The 16,654-nt window shown below is 70.4% G+C and carries 10 protein-coding genes; 5 read left to right on the top strand and 5 right to left on the bottom strand.

The genetic code is table 11. The annotated features are described in order from the left end of the window. Positions 1–237 precede the first annotated feature (237 nt). On the top strand, positions 238–930 hold the full coding sequence (locus tag ACFPMG_RS22305) for a trypsin-like serine peptidase (RefSeq protein ID WP_376997391.1): 693 nt from the start codon (positions 238–240) through the stop codon (positions 928–930). A 75-nt stretch (positions 931–1,005) separates the two neighbouring features. On the opposite strand, the gene ACFPMG_RS22300 is transcribed toward ACFPMG_RS22305, so the two are convergent. Then, a complete protein-coding gene (locus ACFPMG_RS22300; RefSeq protein WP_376997390.1) occupies positions 1,006–4,563 on the bottom strand; it encodes a two-partner secretion domain-containing protein in 3,558 nt (1,185 codons plus the stop codon). A gap of 195 nt (positions 4,564–4,758) precedes the next feature. Further along, positions 4,759–5,340, bottom strand: a complete 582-nt coding sequence (locus tag ACFPMG_RS22295; RefSeq protein WP_376997389.1) for a calcium-binding protein — start codon at positions 5,338–5,340, stop codon at positions 4,759–4,761. 274 nt (positions 5,341–5,614) lie between these two features. Here ACFPMG_RS22295 and ACFPMG_RS22290 point away from each other — a divergent pair, with 274 nt between their 5' ends. From ACFPMG_RS22290 to ACFPMG_RS22275, 4 genes are all read left to right on the top strand, one after another. After that, positions 5,615–7,303, top strand: a complete 1,689-nt coding sequence (locus ACFPMG_RS22290) for a type I secretion system permease/ATPase (RefSeq protein ID WP_376997388.1) — start codon at positions 5,615–5,617, stop codon at positions 7,301–7,303. Positions 7,304–7,332: 29 nt separating this feature from the next. After that, positions 7,333–8,703 (top strand): HlyD family type I secretion periplasmic adaptor subunit, encoded by a 1,371-nt coding sequence (locus ACFPMG_RS22285; RefSeq protein ID WP_376997387.1) that lies wholly within the window; start codon positions 7,333–7,335, stop codon positions 8,701–8,703. Positions 8,704–8,863: 160 nt separating this feature from the next. Beyond that, entirely contained in the window at positions 8,864–9,571 is a 708-nt protein-coding gene (locus ACFPMG_RS22280) for a Crp/Fnr family transcriptional regulator (RefSeq protein ID WP_376997386.1), read from the top strand. Between the two features lie 4 nt (positions 9,572–9,575). After that, positions 9,576–11,318, top strand: a complete 1,743-nt coding sequence (locus ACFPMG_RS22275; protein ID WP_376997384.1) for a ShlB/FhaC/HecB family hemolysin secretion/activation protein — start codon at positions 9,576–9,578, stop codon at positions 11,316–11,318. A gap of 37 nt (positions 11,319–11,355) precedes the next feature. On the opposite strand, the gene ACFPMG_RS22270 is transcribed toward ACFPMG_RS22275, so the two are convergent. The 3 genes from ACFPMG_RS22270 to ACFPMG_RS22260 are packed head-to-tail and all read right to left on the bottom strand — an operon-like array spanning position 11,356 to position 16,348. Next, complete coding sequence (locus tag ACFPMG_RS22270; RefSeq protein ID WP_376997383.1) at positions 11,356–12,093, bottom strand: DUF928 domain-containing protein; 738 nt, start codon at positions 12,091–12,093, stop codon at positions 11,356–11,358. Next, positions 12,090–14,147: a CHASE2 domain-containing protein gene (locus tag ACFPMG_RS22265; protein WP_376997381.1), complete on the bottom strand. Its 2,058-nt coding sequence runs from the start codon at positions 14,145–14,147 to the stop codon at positions 12,090–12,092. Before ACFPMG_RS22265 ends, ACFPMG_RS22270 begins: the two co-directional genes overlap by 4 nt. Beyond that, entirely contained in the window at positions 14,144–16,348 is a 2,205-nt protein-coding gene (locus ACFPMG_RS22260) for a CHAT domain-containing protein (RefSeq protein ID WP_376997380.1), read from the bottom strand. Before ACFPMG_RS22260 ends, ACFPMG_RS22265 begins: the two co-directional genes overlap by 4 nt. Positions 16,349–16,654 lie beyond the last annotated feature (306 nt).

Below are 16,654 nucleotides of genomic sequence, written 5' to 3'. Positions count from 1 at the left end.
CCAAGTTTTCCTGGATCAGGTTTTCCAATGGTGAAACTCCGGGCTCCGTGCCGTTCGCGCGGAGCCCCTTTTTTTGGGAAAATCAAACAATCCTGATTAGAAATATTATTGCTAGTCTTGCGCTGTTTCAGTGACCGCTTCGACTGTGCGTACTTCGTTCCTGGGGTTGAATGATGGTGTTCGGGATCGGTGCCCGGAATTCTCCATCCATCGGTTCACAGCACAGGAGCAGCAGCGATGTCCCAAGTCGAAGTGACCAGCCAGACCGAGCATCCTTGGCAGAGCATCGTCTTCATCACCTCCACCTACGCGAACGGCGAGGTCCACACCGGGTCCGGTGTGATGGTCGGACCGAATGACGTCCTGACGGCATCCCACGTCGTCTACGATTCGACGACGGGCCAGAGCCCGATCGAGATCACCGTCACCCCGGCCTTCGACCCGTCTCCCTTCACGGCGCCGTTCGGAAGCGTGGACGCCGTCTCGTGGCATTACAACGCCGACTTCGATCCGAACGGGGACGGCCTGATCGTGTCCGGCAACGGCGGCGCGGGCCTGGAAGGGGTGGAACTCGACTACGCGTTGCTCGATCTCGGCGTGGCGTTGGGCTACGAGACGGGCTGGATGGAGATCGATCCGACCTTCGTGTCCGGCAGCGTCAACCTGACCGGATTCCCGGATTTGTATGGCAACAACATGATGAACGATATGGGTTGGGTCGCGGACAACCCGTTCGACGACTTCATCGACATCAGTGGCCTGGAGGTCCATCCCGGCAATTCCGGCGGGCCGGTCTGGTACGAGGAGAACGGCGTCGGTCACGTCGTCGGCATCGTCTCCACCGGCGTTGCCGCCCATGATGTCATAGCGAGCTACGGCACGCTGCTCGACTGGATCGCCGATAATGACCGCCTGATCGCGGCTGCCTGATCGCAGCCGTGTGACCCGCTCAAGGGAGGCCTCCGGTGGGGCGAAGCCGGAACCGGGGGCCTTCCTTTCGCCCGCCTATCGGCAACCCGGCCTCGCGGCCATCTGGAACCGGAGCGGCGGCGCCGGCCCTGATGCGTCACCGGCCTTCCCGCCTGCCGGCCCGCCGTAGGGAGAGGGCAAGGGGGCGGCGGGGTCCAGCGGCAGGCCGCCACCGTTGCCGACGATCAGACTGCTGCTCGCCCGCCCGCCCCGGCCGGCGCAGGTGTCGCGCAGCAGGTCCCGGCTGCCCAGGAAGCTCTCCGGCAGCTTGACCAGGCTGCTGGCGATGGTGTTGTCGGGCGCCGGGGTGGAAATGGTCCCCGACACGCTCTCGGCCGAAGACGCTTCGATCACCGTCGCGGGGGAGGACAACAGCTGGTCGGCCCGGATCGTGATGTTGCCGCCGTTGCCCTTCTGCGCGTTGGCCTGGATTCGGCTGTCGTCCAGCACCACGAATGGCGGATCGATGACGATGTTGCCGCCGCTGCCGGTGCCGCCGGCGACCGAGGTCGTGATCGCGCTTTCGTGCAGGTCGAGCAGCCGGCCGACTTGGATGGTGATGTCGCCGCCGTTCGCCGTGGTGGTCTGGGTCCGGATGGCCGCACCGTCCAGCGCCAACTCGTCCGTCGCCGTGATCACGACCGATCCGCCCGTCCCCGTTCCCTCGCTTTCCGCGCTGACCGTTCCGTCCCGGCGCAGGAGAAGATCGCCTGCGCGAATGGTGACGGAGCCGCCATCGCCGGTCGAGCCCGGCTGGGCGCTGCTCAGCACTCCGGTCGCTGTCGGGACGCCCTGGCGGTCGATCAGCAATTGCCCGGCCTGCACCGTCACCGAGCCGGCATCCCCCTTCTCGAAGGTGGTGCTGCGGATCTGGCCGCCATGGGTCAGGGAAATCCGCCCCGCCGTCGTCACATGGACGATGCCGCCCTGGCCGCCCGAGCCCTGTTCCGCGCTGCTTCCAATTCCGGTCAGGCGCGGCGGACCGTCGATGCCGTGGATCGACAGCGATCCGGGCTTGACCGTCACGGCTCCGGCATCGCCCTCGCCGAAGGTGTTGCTGCCGATCTCACCGCCGTTGAGGATCGCCAAGTCGCCGGTGGTGGTGACCCGGACCGTTCCGGCATCGCCCTTGGATCCGGGCTCGGCGTTGCTGGAGATGCCGGTGAAAACCTCGTCGGGGATGCCCATGATCGCCAGCGTTCCGGCATGGACCGTCACCGCCCCCGCGTTGCCGTCGCCGAAGGTGTCGCTGGCGATGGAGCCTCCCTGGCTGATCGCCAGCATGCCGGCCCCTACGGTCACCGTGCCGGCGTTGCCCTCGCGCACGTCGGGGCTGGAACCCCGGTTGGCGTTGCTGGAAATGCCCGTGAAGCTCTGCCCGCCGTCGCCGGTGATGGCCATCGAGCCGGCCCACACGGTGACGTCGCCCGCGTTGCCGGAACTGAAGCCGTTGCTGCCGATCTCGCCGCCCTGGTCGATGGTCAGCGCGCCGGCCGAGGCGACGCCGACCGTGCCGGCATTGCCGCTGGAAAGGCGGTTGGCGTTGCTGGAGATGCCGGTGAAGCTCTTGCCGTGAGTGCCGCTGATCGACAGCGACCCGGCGGTCACGATGACATTCCCGGCGTTTCCCGTGGTGAAGGTGTTGCTGCCGATCTCACCGCCATTGGTGATGCTCAGCGGGCCGGTGGTGCTGACGCGGACCGTGCCGGCGTCGTTGGTGGAGCCGTTGTCGGCGTTGCTCGTGATCCCCGTCAGGACGGACGTGCCGGTTCCGGTGATCGACAGCGAACCGGCCGTTACCGTGACGTCTCCGGCGTGACCGGCACTGAAGGTGTTGCTGCCGATCTCGCCGCCGTCGGTGATGGTCAGCGGGCCGGCGGTGCTGACGCGGACCGTGCCGGCGCGCCCGCCGCTGCTCGTGTTGGCCTGAATGCCGACGAACACGCCCCTGAAATCGCCGAAGACGCCTCTCACCCCGGTGATCGACAGGCGTCCGGCCTCGACCGTCACGTCGCCGGCGCGGGAGCTTCCAAACGTGTTGCTGGCGATCTGCGCGTAGGGGCCGGACAGGTCGATGGCGCCGGCACGCACGGAAACCATGCCCCCGATTCCCGTCGCGGTCTCCGTGACTTGGCTGATCAGGCCCGTGAACACGTCGCCCGCACCGCCGGTGATGGTGATCGTGCCCGCGTCGACGGTGACGGGGCTGGCATTGCCAGACCCCTCGATGCGGCTGCCAATCTGGGCGGTGTCGCTCAACAGCAGCGGCCCGGTGATCCCAAGCGTGACCGACCCGGTGTCCCCGGTCGCCCAGGGATAGCCCTCGCTGACGATCCGCGACCGCACGCCAGCCGTCGAGTCGCCCGACATGGTGAGGCTCCCGGCGTTCAGGGAAATGTCGGCGGCCTTGCTTGCCCCATAGGTGCGGCTCAGAATCGCGCCGCCCTTGTGGATGTCCACACTGCCCGCGGCGATCGTGATCGGGCCGGCCAAGCCGTTCGCGAAGAAGGCCGCCTGGCTGTCGATGAGCGTCGAGAAAGTCTCCCCGATGCCCTCGATGGACAGGCGGTCGGCGATGACCGTGATCGGGCCGGCGCCACCCTGGCCGAAGGCAATGCTGCCGACGCGCGCTCCCTCGCGCAGCGTCACGTCTCCGGCTTGGAGGCTGATGGGCGCTCCTTGGCCGCTCCCCGTCGCGACGCTGATGAGCGCTCCGCTGGCAATGTCCAGAGACCGGCTTTGGGCGTCGAGGCCCCCCTTGGCGTCGGCGCCGCCGGTGTTGATCGTCGCGACGGTCGCGTTGTCGATCGTTAGGGAGTCCCCACGAATCCGGACGCTGCCGCCACCGTTGCCGCTGGAGGCGACGGACGCGCGATCGTGCAGCCGGATTTTCCCCCGCTTGGCGGCGTTCACGGTGCCGTCGGTGAGGCGCACCTGCCCGGCCCGGGCCACGGACGCCACGGTCACGCTCCCGCCCGGCGCCTCGACGCGGCCCGTCGCCCCGCCGCGCACCTCGATATCGCCGCCGACCAGGGACAGGGCCTTTCCCGGCTTCACGGATATCCGTGCGCCATCGACCTTCAGCCCCCCCGTGGGCCGGTCGAGGAAGCCGAAAGCGGCCGGCGGGGCGGCGGTGAAGCTGCTCCCGCTCTTGTCCAGAGCGGAGAAGCGCGCGCCGTCGGCGAAGTGCACCTCGTGCGCCGTGCCGACGTGCAGGCTGGCCGGTACGTCCACCACGGCGTTGGGGCCGAAGGTCATGCCGGCCGGGTTGATGAGGTGGACATCGGCCTGCCCGACCGTGGAGCGCAGCGTGCCGTCGATCGCCGACGGGCTGCCGCCGGTGACCCGGCCGACCACGTTGCGCACGTTGCCCGGCCCGGTGAAGGTCACCGTCTGACCCTGGTTGACGTTGAAGCGGTCGAAGCTGTGGAACAGATTCCCACCGGCCTGGGTGCCGAGGCCGGCACCGATCTCCACAAGGTTGCCCGATAGGCTCACGCGCGGGCCCGTCGTGCCGTCGGTGGCGATCTGAGCCAAGGCGACCGCCGGTGACAGGAGGGCGACCACGGGGGTGAGCAGGAGTCTCCGCCGCATGCGACGCCCTCCGCGTTCCGAGTGCCGGCCAGCTTACCCCCCAACCGCATCCGCCCGACACGGCGCAGAGGCGGATGCGTTTCGCCTTTTGCGACTGCGGAAAAGAAGGGCTGACAAAGAAAGGGCTCCGCGCGGATGGCGCGGAGCCTGAGGTTTCTCACATGGCAAATCCGAAGCGGAAGGAAACGCGGACGCTCAGCCCAGGAGGGCCTCCACCGCGGTGGTGTAGAAGGACGGCCCGTCGCTGTAGGGGGCGGTGACGACGGCGTCGGCCGGCAGCTCGGCCAGGGCGACGCCCTGGAGCAGCACGGCGTTGCCGGCGCCGAAGTCGACCACCGTGCCGTCGGCGTTCTGGCTGAGCACCGGATCGCCGGCCCCGTTCATGTTCGGCATGACGATGATCTGGTCGCTGCCCGGCGTGAAGTCGGTGATGGCGTCCACGCCGCTGCCCGGCTCGAACACGAACCAGTCCCAACCGGTCCCGCCGGTCAGCGTGTCGTTGCCGACCCCGCCCCACAGGTCGTCGAAACCGGCGCCGCTGACCAGCACGTCGTCCCCGGCGTCGCCGAACAGCTTGTTCCAGGCGCCCTCGGTATCGGCCCCGGTGCCGCCGTAGCTGTCCGCATAGATCATGTCGTCGCCAGCGTTGCCGTTGATGGTGTCCGCCCCGGCTCCGCCAAAGATCTGGTCGCCGCCGCCCAGTCCCTTGAAAGTATCGTCAATGGAAGTGCCCTGCAGCGTGTCGGCGCCTTCGGTCGCGTTCGCAATGATGGTCATCGCAATCTCCGTGGTGTGACTGGGCATCGCCCGGTGACTGCGATTAAAAGGCATTGGGGGCTCGGTATCAGTTCACGGCATCACCGAGCATCGCCAAATTTTGATATTTTATTTCTTTTGCGATCCGTTGGAATTTCTGGGGCAGCTTTGCAGGAATTGCGCGGAACACTGCGGAGTGGTGGTGGCGCTCACTCCCCCGCGCACAAGCCTGTGGCGGAATGACGGCACGCCGTGGGGATGGCTCCGGCGCACCGGAAAGGGAAAATCGCCCGTCATGTCACCGCTCGCCCCCGCCCGCCGCTGTCTGGTTGCCGCCGCGGGCTTCAGCGCCGCCATCAACGTGCTGGCGCTGACCCTGCCGCTCTATTCCATGCAGGTCTATGACCGCGTCCTGTCCAGCGGCAGCCTGGAGACGCTGCTCTATCTGACTGTGATCGCGCTGGTCGCACTCGTCTTCGTCAGCTGGCTGGAGATCCTGCGCGCCCGCCTGCTGCTGCGCGTCGCCAGCTGGGTGGAGCGGCGCTTCGCTCCGGACTGCGTGCGCCGCGCGCTGACCACGCCCGGTGGCCGGCGGGGCGCCGATCTCACCACCCTGCGCGAACTGGCGGTGCTGCGGCAGACCATGGGCAGCCCCGTGGTTGCCGCCCTGGCCGATGTCCCGTGGGTTCCGGTCTATCTGGTGGCGTTGTTCGCCCTGCACCCGCTGCTGGGGCTGGTGGCGGCCGGCGGCGCCCTGATGCTGTTCGCCATCGCCTGGGCGGGCGAGATTCTGACGCGCCGCGCCGTCGCCGCCTCCGCCGAGGCCGGCACGACCGCCCAGCGCTTCGTCGAGGCGGCGGTCCGCTCGCGGGAAGAGATCCATTGCATGGGCATGTCGGCCGCCGTGGTCGAGCGCTGGGCGGCGGGAAACGCCGCCGCCCTGGACCAGGGGGAGCGCGCCTGCGCCCGGCACGCCACCGCCTATTCCCTGACCCGCTGGGTCCGCTTGGTCGTGCAGGTCGCCATCATGGCGGTCGGCACCTATCTGGTGGTCGATCATGCGATCACCGGTGGCGCCCTGTTCGCCAGCGCCACCCTTCTCGGCCGTGCGCTGGCCCCGGTGGAGCAGGTGATCGGTGCATGGCGGACGCTGGCGGCGGCGCGTGCAGCGTGGCGGCGCGTGGCAGCCCATCTGGAGACACCGGCGCCGCGGCGCACCGTCCGCGGCCTTCCGCCGCCACGGGGCCTGTTGTCGGTCGAAGGCATCGCCGCCAGTCCCATTCCCGGTGCCCGGTCCCTGCTGAAGAACGTCTCCTTCGCGATGGAGCCGGGTACCGTGCTGGTGGTGGTCGGGTCCTCCGGGGCCGGCAAGACCACGCTGGCGCGAACGCTGGTCGGCGCGCTGCCGGCCCAGGCCGGGGCGGTGCGGCTGGACGGCGTGGACGTGGCGGGCTGGGACCGGGGCGAACTCGGGCGCCATGTCGGCTATCTGCCGCAGGACGGCGACCTGATCGATAGCACCGTCCGCGCCTTCATCGCCCGCATGGAGGAGGCCCCGCTGGATCGCGTGACCGAGGCGGCGACGATTGCCGGCGTCCACGACATGATCCTGCGCCTGCCCCAGGGTTATGAAACCCGCCTCGGCAGCGGAGGCTTCCTGCCGTCCGCCGGCCAGCGCCAGCGTCTGGCGCTCGCCCGCGCCGTGTTCGGCGACCCTCGCCTCGTCGTGCTCGACGAGCCGGACGCCCATCTCGACGGCCCCGGCGAGGCGGCGTTGCAGAAGGCCATCGCCGCGCTGAAGGCGCGCGGCGCCACGGTTGTCGCCACCAGCCACCGGCCGAACCTGCTGCGCGTCGCCGACTGCGTGCTCGTCCTGCGGGACGGCGCTGTGGCCCGGTTCGGACCGCGCGACGAGGTGATCGCCGCCCTCGGCCAGCCCCGCCCCGCCCAGACGCGGGACGCCATCTCCTCTTCCGCCGCCTGACCCTCGTTTTCGCGACAAGGATCCCCGCCATGACCAGCATCGCCGACACCGCGAACTCCGCCCCCAACTCCACCGCCCCCAACTCCACCGCCACCAACTCCGCCGCCGCCCCCAACCCCGGCCGCATCATCCTGGCGGGCGTCCTGTCCCTCACGGTTTTCACCGGCGTCCTTGGCGCCTGGTCCCTGACGGCACCGCTGGACAGCGCGGCCGTGGCGGCCGGACACGTGGTGGTCGAGAGCCGCCGCAAGACCGTGCAGCATCTGGAAGGCGGCATCGTGCGCGGCATCCTCGTCGCCGAGGGCGCGCGGGTGGAGGCCGGCGCGCCGCTGGTCGTCCTGGACCAGACCCAGGCGCGCAGCGCGCTGGACACGCTGCGTACCCAGCAGGATGAACTGCTGGCCCGCGAGGCCCGCCTGCTGGCGGAGCGGGCGGGAGCCGACGAGGTGGCCTTTCCGCCGCATCTCGCCGTCCGCGCCGCCCACGACCAGGATGCCCGCATCGCCGAACTGCTCGACGGGCAGCGCCGCCTCTTCGCCGCGCGGTGGGAAAGCCTGAGGGGGCAGGTGGACATCCTGATCCAGCGAACCGCCCAGCTCGACGCCGAGGCCGACGGGCTGCGCGCCCAGGTCGCCAGCACGGAAGTCCAGCTGAGCCTGATCGCGGAGGAGATGCAGGACGCGCGCACCCTCGTCGTCAAGGGGCTGGAGCGCAAGTCGCGCCTGCTGTCGCTGGAACGCGAGGCCGCGAACCTCGGCGGCCGGCGCGGCGAATATCTCGCCTCCATCGCGCGGGCGGAGCAGCGGCGCGGCGAGACCGAGCTGCAAATCCTCGATCTGCGCAACAAGCGCGCGGAGGAACTGGCGACGGAGCTGCGCGAGGTGCAGGGCAAGCTGCGCGAACTGGACGAGCGCCTGCACGCCGCCGGGGACGTGCTGGATCGGACGGTGGTGCGCGCACCGGCCACGGGCATGGTGATGAACGTGCAGGTCCACACGGCGGGCGGCGTCATCGGGGCCGGCAAGCCGATCCTGGACATCGCGCCGGACGACGACAGCCTGCTGATCGAGGCCAGGCTGCGGCCGACCGACATCGACAACGTCCACACCGGGCTGCCCGCGCGGATCCGCCTGACCGCCTTCAAGCAACGGACGACCCCCGTCCTGTCGGGCCGCGTGACCTATGTCTCCGGCGACGCGCTGACCGACCAGCGCACGGGCGATGCCTCCTACAGCGCGCACATCGTGGTGGACCGCGGCGAGTTGCAGCGGGCCGGGGGGCTGAACCTCCAGCCCGGCATGCCGGCGGAAGTGATGATCGTGACCGGCCGCCGCACCGCCGCCGATTATTTCCTGGCACCGCTGACCGACAGCTTCGCCCGCGCCTTCCGCGAGGAGTGATGCCGGGGCGGCGTCCGAACGCGGCACGGCACGCCGGTACCAAACATTTCGAAATTCGGATAACCCCGATGCTCCATTGGCACGGGCTTTCCGGGTGACGTTAAGTGGGGAGGCCGCAACCGATGGTTCGGATCTCCCTGGAGCCACATGGGAGGGATTCGTGCGTCGCTTCGATCCGGTCTTCAAACGCCAGCTTCTTCTTCAGCACGACCTGTTCCGCTGCATCAGCGGCAAGGACGTGGACGCGATCCTCGCCTTCGCAGGGGAGCGCCGGTGCAAGAACGGCCAGACCATCTTCCAGAAGGGCGATCCAGGCAGCGGCATGATGGCCGTGCTGCTGGGCAACGTCCGCATCGGCACGGTCTCCGAAAGCGGCAAGGAGATCGTCTTCAAGGTCGTGGAAACCGGCGGCATCTTCGGCGAGATCGCCTTGCTCGACGGACGCCCGCGCACCGCCGACGCCACCGCCATCGGGGACTGCGTGCTTCTGGTCATCGAACGGCGCGACTTCGTCCCCTTCCTGGAAAAGAGCCCGCAGGTCGCCATCAAGATGCTGGAAGTCATGTGCGACCGCCTGCGCCAGACCAGCCTGCTGGTGGAGGATCTGGCCCTGCTCGACCTGCCGCAGCGGATGGCCCGCCTGCTGGTCCGGCTCGGCGCCAGCTACGGCCGCCGCACCCGGGACGGGTTGCGCATCGACCTGAAGCTGTCTCAGAAGGATCTCGGCAACCTGATCGCCACCAGCCGCGAGAGCATCAACAAACAGCTCCGCACCTGGCAGGACGAGGAGCTGATCACGGTGGAGAACGGCTACATCACGCTGCTGCAACCGCAGCAGATCGCCGACTACGGCCAGCCGGCGCGGTGACCCGGTGCCCGCGGGCCGGTGCATCGCCGGGGCCATGGCCCTGCTGATCGCCACGGCGTCATCGGCCCAATCCCAAATCACGCCGGCCCAAATCACGCCGGCCCAAATCACACCCCCGCTGCCGGAGCGGGGCACGCGCGAACGCCCGGACCTTCCCGGCTTCGAACCCTCCGGACCGGACATCCTGCCGCCCCCCGTCCTCGACCGGCCGGAACGGGCGCCGCCGCTCTCGCAGGCGCCACGCGTCTTCGTGAAGGGCTACCGCTTCGAAGGCAACACGGCGATCCCCACGGCCGAGCTGGTGGCCGCCGCCGCCCCCTTCGCCGGACGGGAGGTCAAAGCCGACGAGTTGCAGGAGCTCCAGCGGCGCCTGACCGAACTGCACATCGAGCGGGGCTTCATCACCTCCGGCGCCGTGCTGCCGGACCAGGACGTCACCGACGGGATCGTCACCGTCCGCATCGTGGAAGGCGTGCTTTCCGGCATCGACGTGACCGGGACCGGCAGGCTCGACCCCCGCTACGTCGAACGCCGGCTGGCGCGCGGCGTCACCACGCCGCTGGACGTCAACGCTTTGCGGGAGCGTGTGCTGCTGCTGCTCCAGGACCCGCTGATCGAGCGCATCAACGCCGAACTCGGGCCGGGCGAACGGCTGGGGGAAAGCCGCCTGGGCGTGGCGGTGACGCGGGCGCGGCCCTACGCGCTGTGGCTGAACGTCGACAACGCCTCGTCCCCGACCACGGGGGAGCTGCGGGGCAACGCCTTCGGCATCGTCCGCAACCTGACGGGCTGGGGCGACGCGTTGGAGATCGACCTGGAGCAGACGCGCGGCTCCCACGACTATTGGGCGGCCTTCGAGCTTCCGGTGACCTCCGCCGGCACGACGCTGCGCTTGCGGGCGGAGGACGCCCGCGCCCGCATCGTGGAAGCCCCGCTGGACGAGCTGGATATCGAGAGCCGCGTGCGCACCTACGAGGCCGGCGTCTCACACCCGGTGATCTTGACCGCGCGGGACCGCCTGGACGTCGGCCTGACCCTGTCGCGCAACCGGACGGAGACCTTCCTGCTGGGACGGCCCTTCACCTTTTCCGAAGGGGTGGACGACGGCCGTGCGACCCTGACGGTGCTGCGCCTGTCGCAGAACTGGCTGCGCCGCCGGCCGGAGGAGGTGATCGCGCTGCGCTCCGTCTTCAGCCTGGGCATCGACGCGCTGGGGGCCACCGTCCATCATGAGCCGGGAGCGCCCGACGGTCAGTTCCTCGCCTGGCTCGGCCAGTTCCAGTGGGCAAGGCGCCTGGACGAGCGGGGCAACCAGATCGTGCTGCGGGCCGACGCGCAACTCTCGAACGACACCTTGCTGCCCAACGAGCGCATCGCCATCGGCGGCTTCGACACGGTGCGCGGCTACCGCGAGAACACGCTGGTCCGCGACCAGGGGCTCGTCCTGTCGCTGGAGGGGCGGTTTCCGCTGTTCCAGGTCCCGCTGCCCCCGCTGTCGCGCGATGCCGAGGACGGGCGCGTGTCGCTCGTCCCCTTCCTGGATTACGGCCGGGGTTGGAACCACGGGGAACCGACGCCGGCCCCGCGCGCCATCGCCGGCGTCGGTCTCGGCCTGCGCTGGGACGTCTCCCCCGACGTCAGCCTGCAACTGACCTACGCCCGGCCCTTGCGCGACGTGCCGGATGCGGACGGCGACTCCCTCCAGGACCACGGCGTGCAGTTCCGCGTCACCGCAAGGGTTTTCTGAGATCCCCGCCCGGCCGCCCCGGGCCGGTGCGACGGCCTCACTCCCTCCTGCCCGCGCGGTCGTACGCCGCCGGCTCGCGCAATCCCACCTGTTCCAGCAGGGAGGCGCGCAGGTCCCGCAGGCCGGCGTCGCCGGGCTGGCCGGCGATGGCGCGGGACAGGACCGCCAGCGCGTCGTACCAGTATCCCTGGGCGGCCAACCGGCTCGCCGCCGTTGCCGGCGGGGCCTTGCGGTCCACCGCCGGGCTCGCTCCGGTCTGGTAGACGATCATTCCCGACGCCAGCACGTCGCCCGACCGTTGCGCCGGATCCACCTGCATCGCGACCGACCAGCGGTAGAGCCGCCCCGGCTCCAGCCGGACCTTGTGCTGCGCCAGATCGACGGCGTTGATGCCGGGTGATGGGCGCTGCAGCGTCACGTCCAGCAGGGGCGGGCGTCCCGACATCTCCACCGTATCGACGACGATCTCGATCGGCCCCTTCGCCGGTGCCCCCAGGTACCAGAGCAGGGTCGGCTGCGGCGAGGCCGTCAGGCCGGCATGGTCGGGGGCGAGGACCTCCAGACTGGGCAACCCGCCAACCGGCCCGCGCGTGCTGCCGCCGATGCGCCCCTGTGGCGCGCCGCGCGACGGCGGGACATAGACGATGCCGCCGGGCACGGCGGCCTCCTGCGCGCCGCCGCGTTCGGAGGAGGCCGCCTGGGCGGCAACCGGCAGGCCGGCGGACAGAATCGTGGTCGCGGCGAGCGTCGCCGCCAGGATCGGATGGCGCGTCATCCCGTGGCTCCCTTCTTGCGTGAACCGGTGATCGGTCCGGCTCCATCGGTCGATGATGGTCCGGATGTTAGCGGCGTCGGGGCCGGCGGCGCTGTGAGCCGCAACACGTCCGCGTCCGGCTCCCCCGAGTCAGGGACCTCCACGTCAGGCACCTCCACGTCAGGCACCTCCGCGTCCGCCTCGCCGAGGATGACGTGCACGCCGACCTTGCGGTCCTTGCCCTTCAGCGGCACTTCGCCGACCGCCGAGCCGCGGAAGGCGCCGCGCAGCCGCTCCCAGGTCGGATCGCCCACCAGGATCCGGCAGGGTCGCCCCGGCACGTCGGTGCCAACCGTCTTGGCGAGCGCTTCCAGGCGGGCCGCCGTGTTCACGGCGTCGCCGGTCAGCGAATACTCCATGTGCCCCGGCGCGCCGATGCTGCCGGCCACCATCGGGCCGGTGTAGATGCCGACCCGGATCCCGGCCGGCGGCAGGCCCTGCCTGGCCCAGCCCTCGTTCAGGCGGGCCAGCACGTCGGCCATGGCGAGTGCGGCGCAGACCGCGTTGCCGGCGTCGCGGTCGATCTCCTCCTCCGTCTCGCGGGGGACGGGCACGCCGAAGACGGACAGGATGGCGTCGCCGACGAAGCGCAGGGGCAGTCCTCCGTGATCCTGAATGACCGGGACCATGGCGCCCATGTAGTCGTGCAGCCAAGCGTCCAGCTCCTCCGGCTCCATCTTCTCCGAAATCGGCGTGAAGTTCGCGACGTCGGAGAACAGGACGGTCGCCGTCAGCCGTTGCGGCCGGGGCCGCCCGCCGTCCATGAACAGGTGCCGGCGCTCCCACAGCTCCTTGGCGACCGGCCCCGGCACGTGGCTGGAGAACAGGTTCATCAGGGCCTCGCGGTCGGCCCGCTCCCGGCGGGACAGGAAGGCGGTGACGAGGCCGAGCGCCAGCGCCCACGCTCCCAGCGGCGCGGCCAGCGGCACCCACAGCGCCTGCGCCAGCGCCGCGAACCACAGCCCGGTCAGCAGCGCCGTTCCCCCGGCCAGCAGCAGGGCGAAGGCCAGCGGTCCGTGCATCGCCAGCGCGAGGAGGGAACCGGCCAGCCCGACGGCGACGGTCACCGCCAGTTCGGCCCAGTCCGGCAGGTTCGCCGTCGGCGTCGCCTCGCCCAGGGCCATGCGGAGAAGCTGGCCGGTGGCCTGGGCGTGCACCACGGCGCCGAAGGCGAAGCCGCTGTCCACCGGCGTCCGGAAATAGTCCTTCACGCTGTCGGCGGTGACCGCCACGAACACCAGCCGCCCGGCCAGCGCCTCGGCTGGAACCCGCCCCTCCAGCGCCTCCCGCACCGAGAAATTCCGGATCGGCCCGGGCCCCAGGGCGTAGTCGAGCAGGAACTGATAGCCGCGCGCGTCCACCCCGGCATAGCCGCCGTCCGTCGCCTCCACCGGACGCAGCGTGGCGGCGCCCAGCCGCATGTGCTCCGGCTCCTCCGGGTCGGACTGCGGGACGATACCCCGGTGTCCGAGCAGGCGCAGCGCCATGACCATGGACAGCGCCGTGGCGTGCTGCCCCGACGGGTCTTCCAGGAACAGCAGGCTGCGGCGGACCACCCCGTCGGGATCGACCAGGATGTCGGAAAAGCCGATGCGGTCCGGTGTCGCCAGCACCGACGGCGCGGCGATGGCCCCGCCCGCTTCCGACGGCTGGCGGTTGACCCAGACGATGTCGGGGTTCTCCCGCAGCACCCGCTCCAGCTCTCCCTGGCCGTCGCCGATGGGCCAGTTGCGGTAGATGTCCACACCGATGGCCGCCGGCTTCGCGGCGGACAGCGCCTTCAGCAGGTCGGCCAGCTGCCCGTCGGACAACGGCCAGCCGAGCGCCGCCAGATCCGCCTCCCGCGCGCCGACCAGCACGATGCGGTCGTCCACCGCCGGCCGGGCGCGCAGCTTCAGCCCGTTGTCGTAGGCCAGCAGGTCGAGCGGTTGCAGCCAGCCCAGCAGATGCATCAGCAGCACCGCGAACACGGCGGCCTGCCCGATCAGCAGCGACGGGACGATCCGCTCCCTCATCGCCAGTTCCCGATCAGCAGGAAGGCGGCCCAATAGCCGGGGTGCTGGTAACGCACATCCGTCAGCATGGAGATCTGGGCCTGCCGCAGCGCCTCCGCCTTGCCGGGCGCGCCGGTGGCCAGCCGCCGGTAGAAGTCGGCGATCAGCTGCGACGAAGCCTGGTCGTTGATGAACCACAGCGAGGCGAGCGCGCTGCGCGCCCCCGCCTTGATCGCCACCCCGGCGAGGCCCAGCGCCGCCCGGTCGTCTCCCGCCGCCGTCTGGCAGGCGCTGAGCGTCAGCAACTCCACCGGCTCTTCCCGGTACTGGCTCAGCTTCACGAAGCGCTCGAGCTGGTCCATGCTGAGCCGCCCGTCATAGGCCAGGATGTAGCTGTCGCTCGCCTCCGGCTCGAATTTTCCGTGCGAGGCGATGTGGACGATGGAGTAGGGCGCCGCGTTCAGCTCCCGCCCCACCCGTTCGATGACGAAGCTGCGGTTTTCCAGCACCGTCCCGCCCAGCGCGCCATGGATCGTCTTGATTTCCGACTCGACGAAGGGCAGGGCGGGGAAGCCCTGCACGCTCTCGGTCAACCCGGCCAGCAGCAGCTCGGCCTGCTGCACGGTCAGCGGCTTCGGCTCCATCAGGCTGAGGCCGGGCGTGACCGCCAGCGCGTAGCGCTCCACCAGGAAACGCTTCCCGTCGTGGAGGGCGGCCATCGGAATGCTGCGCAGCGGCCCGTCCGGCACGAGGACGAGCGTGTCGGCCTTCCGCTCCTCCAGCAGCGGCGTGAAGGGCCGGACCAGCCAGTCGTAGAGCCGCCGCGCATCGCCGAGGAAGCGGGAGCTGGTCCGCTGCTCCAGCTGCCGGCGGAAGCTGGCCGCAACCGCCCCGACCTCGGCCCCGCCGACCGGAACGGTGGCCTGGTGCAGCCCGTCGGACAGGCTCAGCAGCAGCTCCAGCCGGTCGGGCAGCAGGATGGGGTAGAGCACGGCGGTGCCCGGGGCCAGCGGATCGATGGTCTGGACCTTGGCCTTCAGCGCCGCCACGCAGTCGTCCTGGAAATAGTCCTCCAGCTCCGCCGCCTTCAGTTGCTCCAGGGCGTCGCGGGCGGCCACGAGGTGCCGTTGCGCCTGGGGCGTGCCCCGCAGGGCGGAGGCTTGGCGGAGCCGCAGGTCGGCGGATTCCAGATAGACCGGCCCGATGGCCTCCCGGAACAGGGAGCCGTAACCGCCATAGGCGCGCAGCAGGTCGGAGCGGATGCGCCGGATGGCGGCGGTCGCGGCGTCATAGGCCATCAGGGCGTCCGCCGTCCGGCCCTGGCTGCGGTGCAGCCGCCCGGCCTGCCAGTGCCAGCGGAACAGGAGGTCCGCGGCCATCCTCTCCTGCGCCCAGAAGCTGGCCTCCCGCGTCAGGACGAGCGCATCGTCGGGGCGGCCCATCCGCTCATACAGGGTGCCCAAATATCCACGCGCGGCCGACAGGGTGCGCCGGTCTCCGGCCGCCCGCGCCAGCTCGGCGGCCTTTACAAAGCAATCATGGCTGCGGCGGGCGAGGGTGCCGCGGCTCTGCCGCGCCGCCGCCTGCACGTCCATCAGGGCGATGCCCTGGGCGACGAGCAGAAAGGCCTTTGCGCCGCCGTCCTCCAGCGCCGCCAGATCGCGTTCGACCTCCGCCAGCGCGGCTTCGGCCTGTGCCGGCGCACCCATGGCCGCGAGGCGGCGCGCGGCGTTGATGCCGGCCGTCGCCGCCAGCGCCGGGTCGCCGGCCCGCCGCGCCAGCATGGCGCTCTGTCGGAAGGCATCCACGGAATCCGGCGTGTGTCGGAAGGCATCCACGGAATCCGGCGTGTCGCGCAGCCGGCCCAGTGTGTTGAGCGCCGCCGCCCGGGTGCGCTCCTGACCGGGACCGATTTTGGCCAGCAGGCGGTCGAGCGCCCGTGCCCAACCTTCCCGAGCCCGTCCGTCGAACTCGCCCGCACTTCCGACATCAGCCAGAGCGGCGTCGATGGCGGACAGGAGGCCCGGATCGCCGGACTTTTCCGCCAGGGTGCGCGCTCGCAGCAGCTCGTTGAAGGACTGCTCGAGCTTGCCCTCCGCCCGGCGCGCCTCGGCCTGCCGGGCGAGCCCATCGGCCGTCGTCGGGTCTTCGGCGCGAACCATTCCCGCCGCCAGAATGGCAAGCCCGGTCAGCAGGCATGGCAGCAGAGAGGCCCGGCCCATGGGCATCCCTCCTCTTTGTCCAATCGGCGGGCAGGAGTCCGACCGGTGGTCAGCTTACCCCCCAACCGCATCCGCCCGACACGGCGCAGAGGCGGATGCGTTTCGCCTTTTGCGGCTGCGGAAAAGAAGGGCTGACAAAGAAAGGGCTCCGCGCGGATGGCGCGGAGCCTGAGGTTTCTCACATGGCAAATCCGAAGCGGAAGGAAACGCGGACGCTCAGCCCAGGAGGGCCTCCACCGCGGTGGTGTAGAAGGACGGCCCGTCGCTGTAGGGGGCGGTGACGATGGCGTCGGCCGGCAGTTGCGA

This window comes from Azospirillum himalayense (genome assembly GCF_042657465.1).
GTDB lineage: Bacteria > Pseudomonadota > Alphaproteobacteria > Azospirillales > Azospirillaceae > Azospirillum > Azospirillum himalayense.
The sequence above is the reverse complement of the archived record's forward strand: the minus strand, read 5'-3'. Positions and strand labels throughout refer to the sequence as shown.

Coding starts and splice junctions, on each gene's coding strand:
- ACFPMG_RS22305 (WP_376997391.1), top strand. CDS start 238: ATGTCCCAAGTCGAAGTGACCAGCCAGACCGAGCATCCTTGGCAGAGC.
- ACFPMG_RS22300 (WP_376997390.1), bottom strand. CDS start 4,563: ATGCGGCGGAGACTCCTGCTCACCCCCGTGGTCGCCCTCCTGTCACCG.
- ACFPMG_RS22295 (WP_376997389.1), bottom strand. CDS start 5,340: ATGACCATCATTGCGAACGCGACCGAAGGCGCCGACACGCTGCAGGGC.
- ACFPMG_RS22290 (WP_376997388.1), top strand. CDS start 5,615: ATGTCACCGCTCGCCCCCGCCCGCCGCTGTCTGGTTGCCGCCGCGGGC.
- ACFPMG_RS22285 (WP_376997387.1), top strand. CDS start 7,333: ATGACCAGCATCGCCGACACCGCGAACTCCGCCCCCAACTCCACCGCC.
- ACFPMG_RS22270 (WP_376997383.1), bottom strand. CDS start 12,093: ATGACGCGCCATCCGATCCTGGCGGCGACGCTCGCCGCGACCACGATT.
- ACFPMG_RS22265 (WP_376997381.1), bottom strand. CDS start 14,147: ATGAGGGAGCGGATCGTCCCGTCGCTGCTGATCGGGCAGGCCGCCGTG.
- ACFPMG_RS22260 (WP_376997380.1), bottom strand. CDS start 16,348: ATGGGCCGGGCCTCTCTGCTGCCATGCCTGCTGACCGGGCTTGCCATT.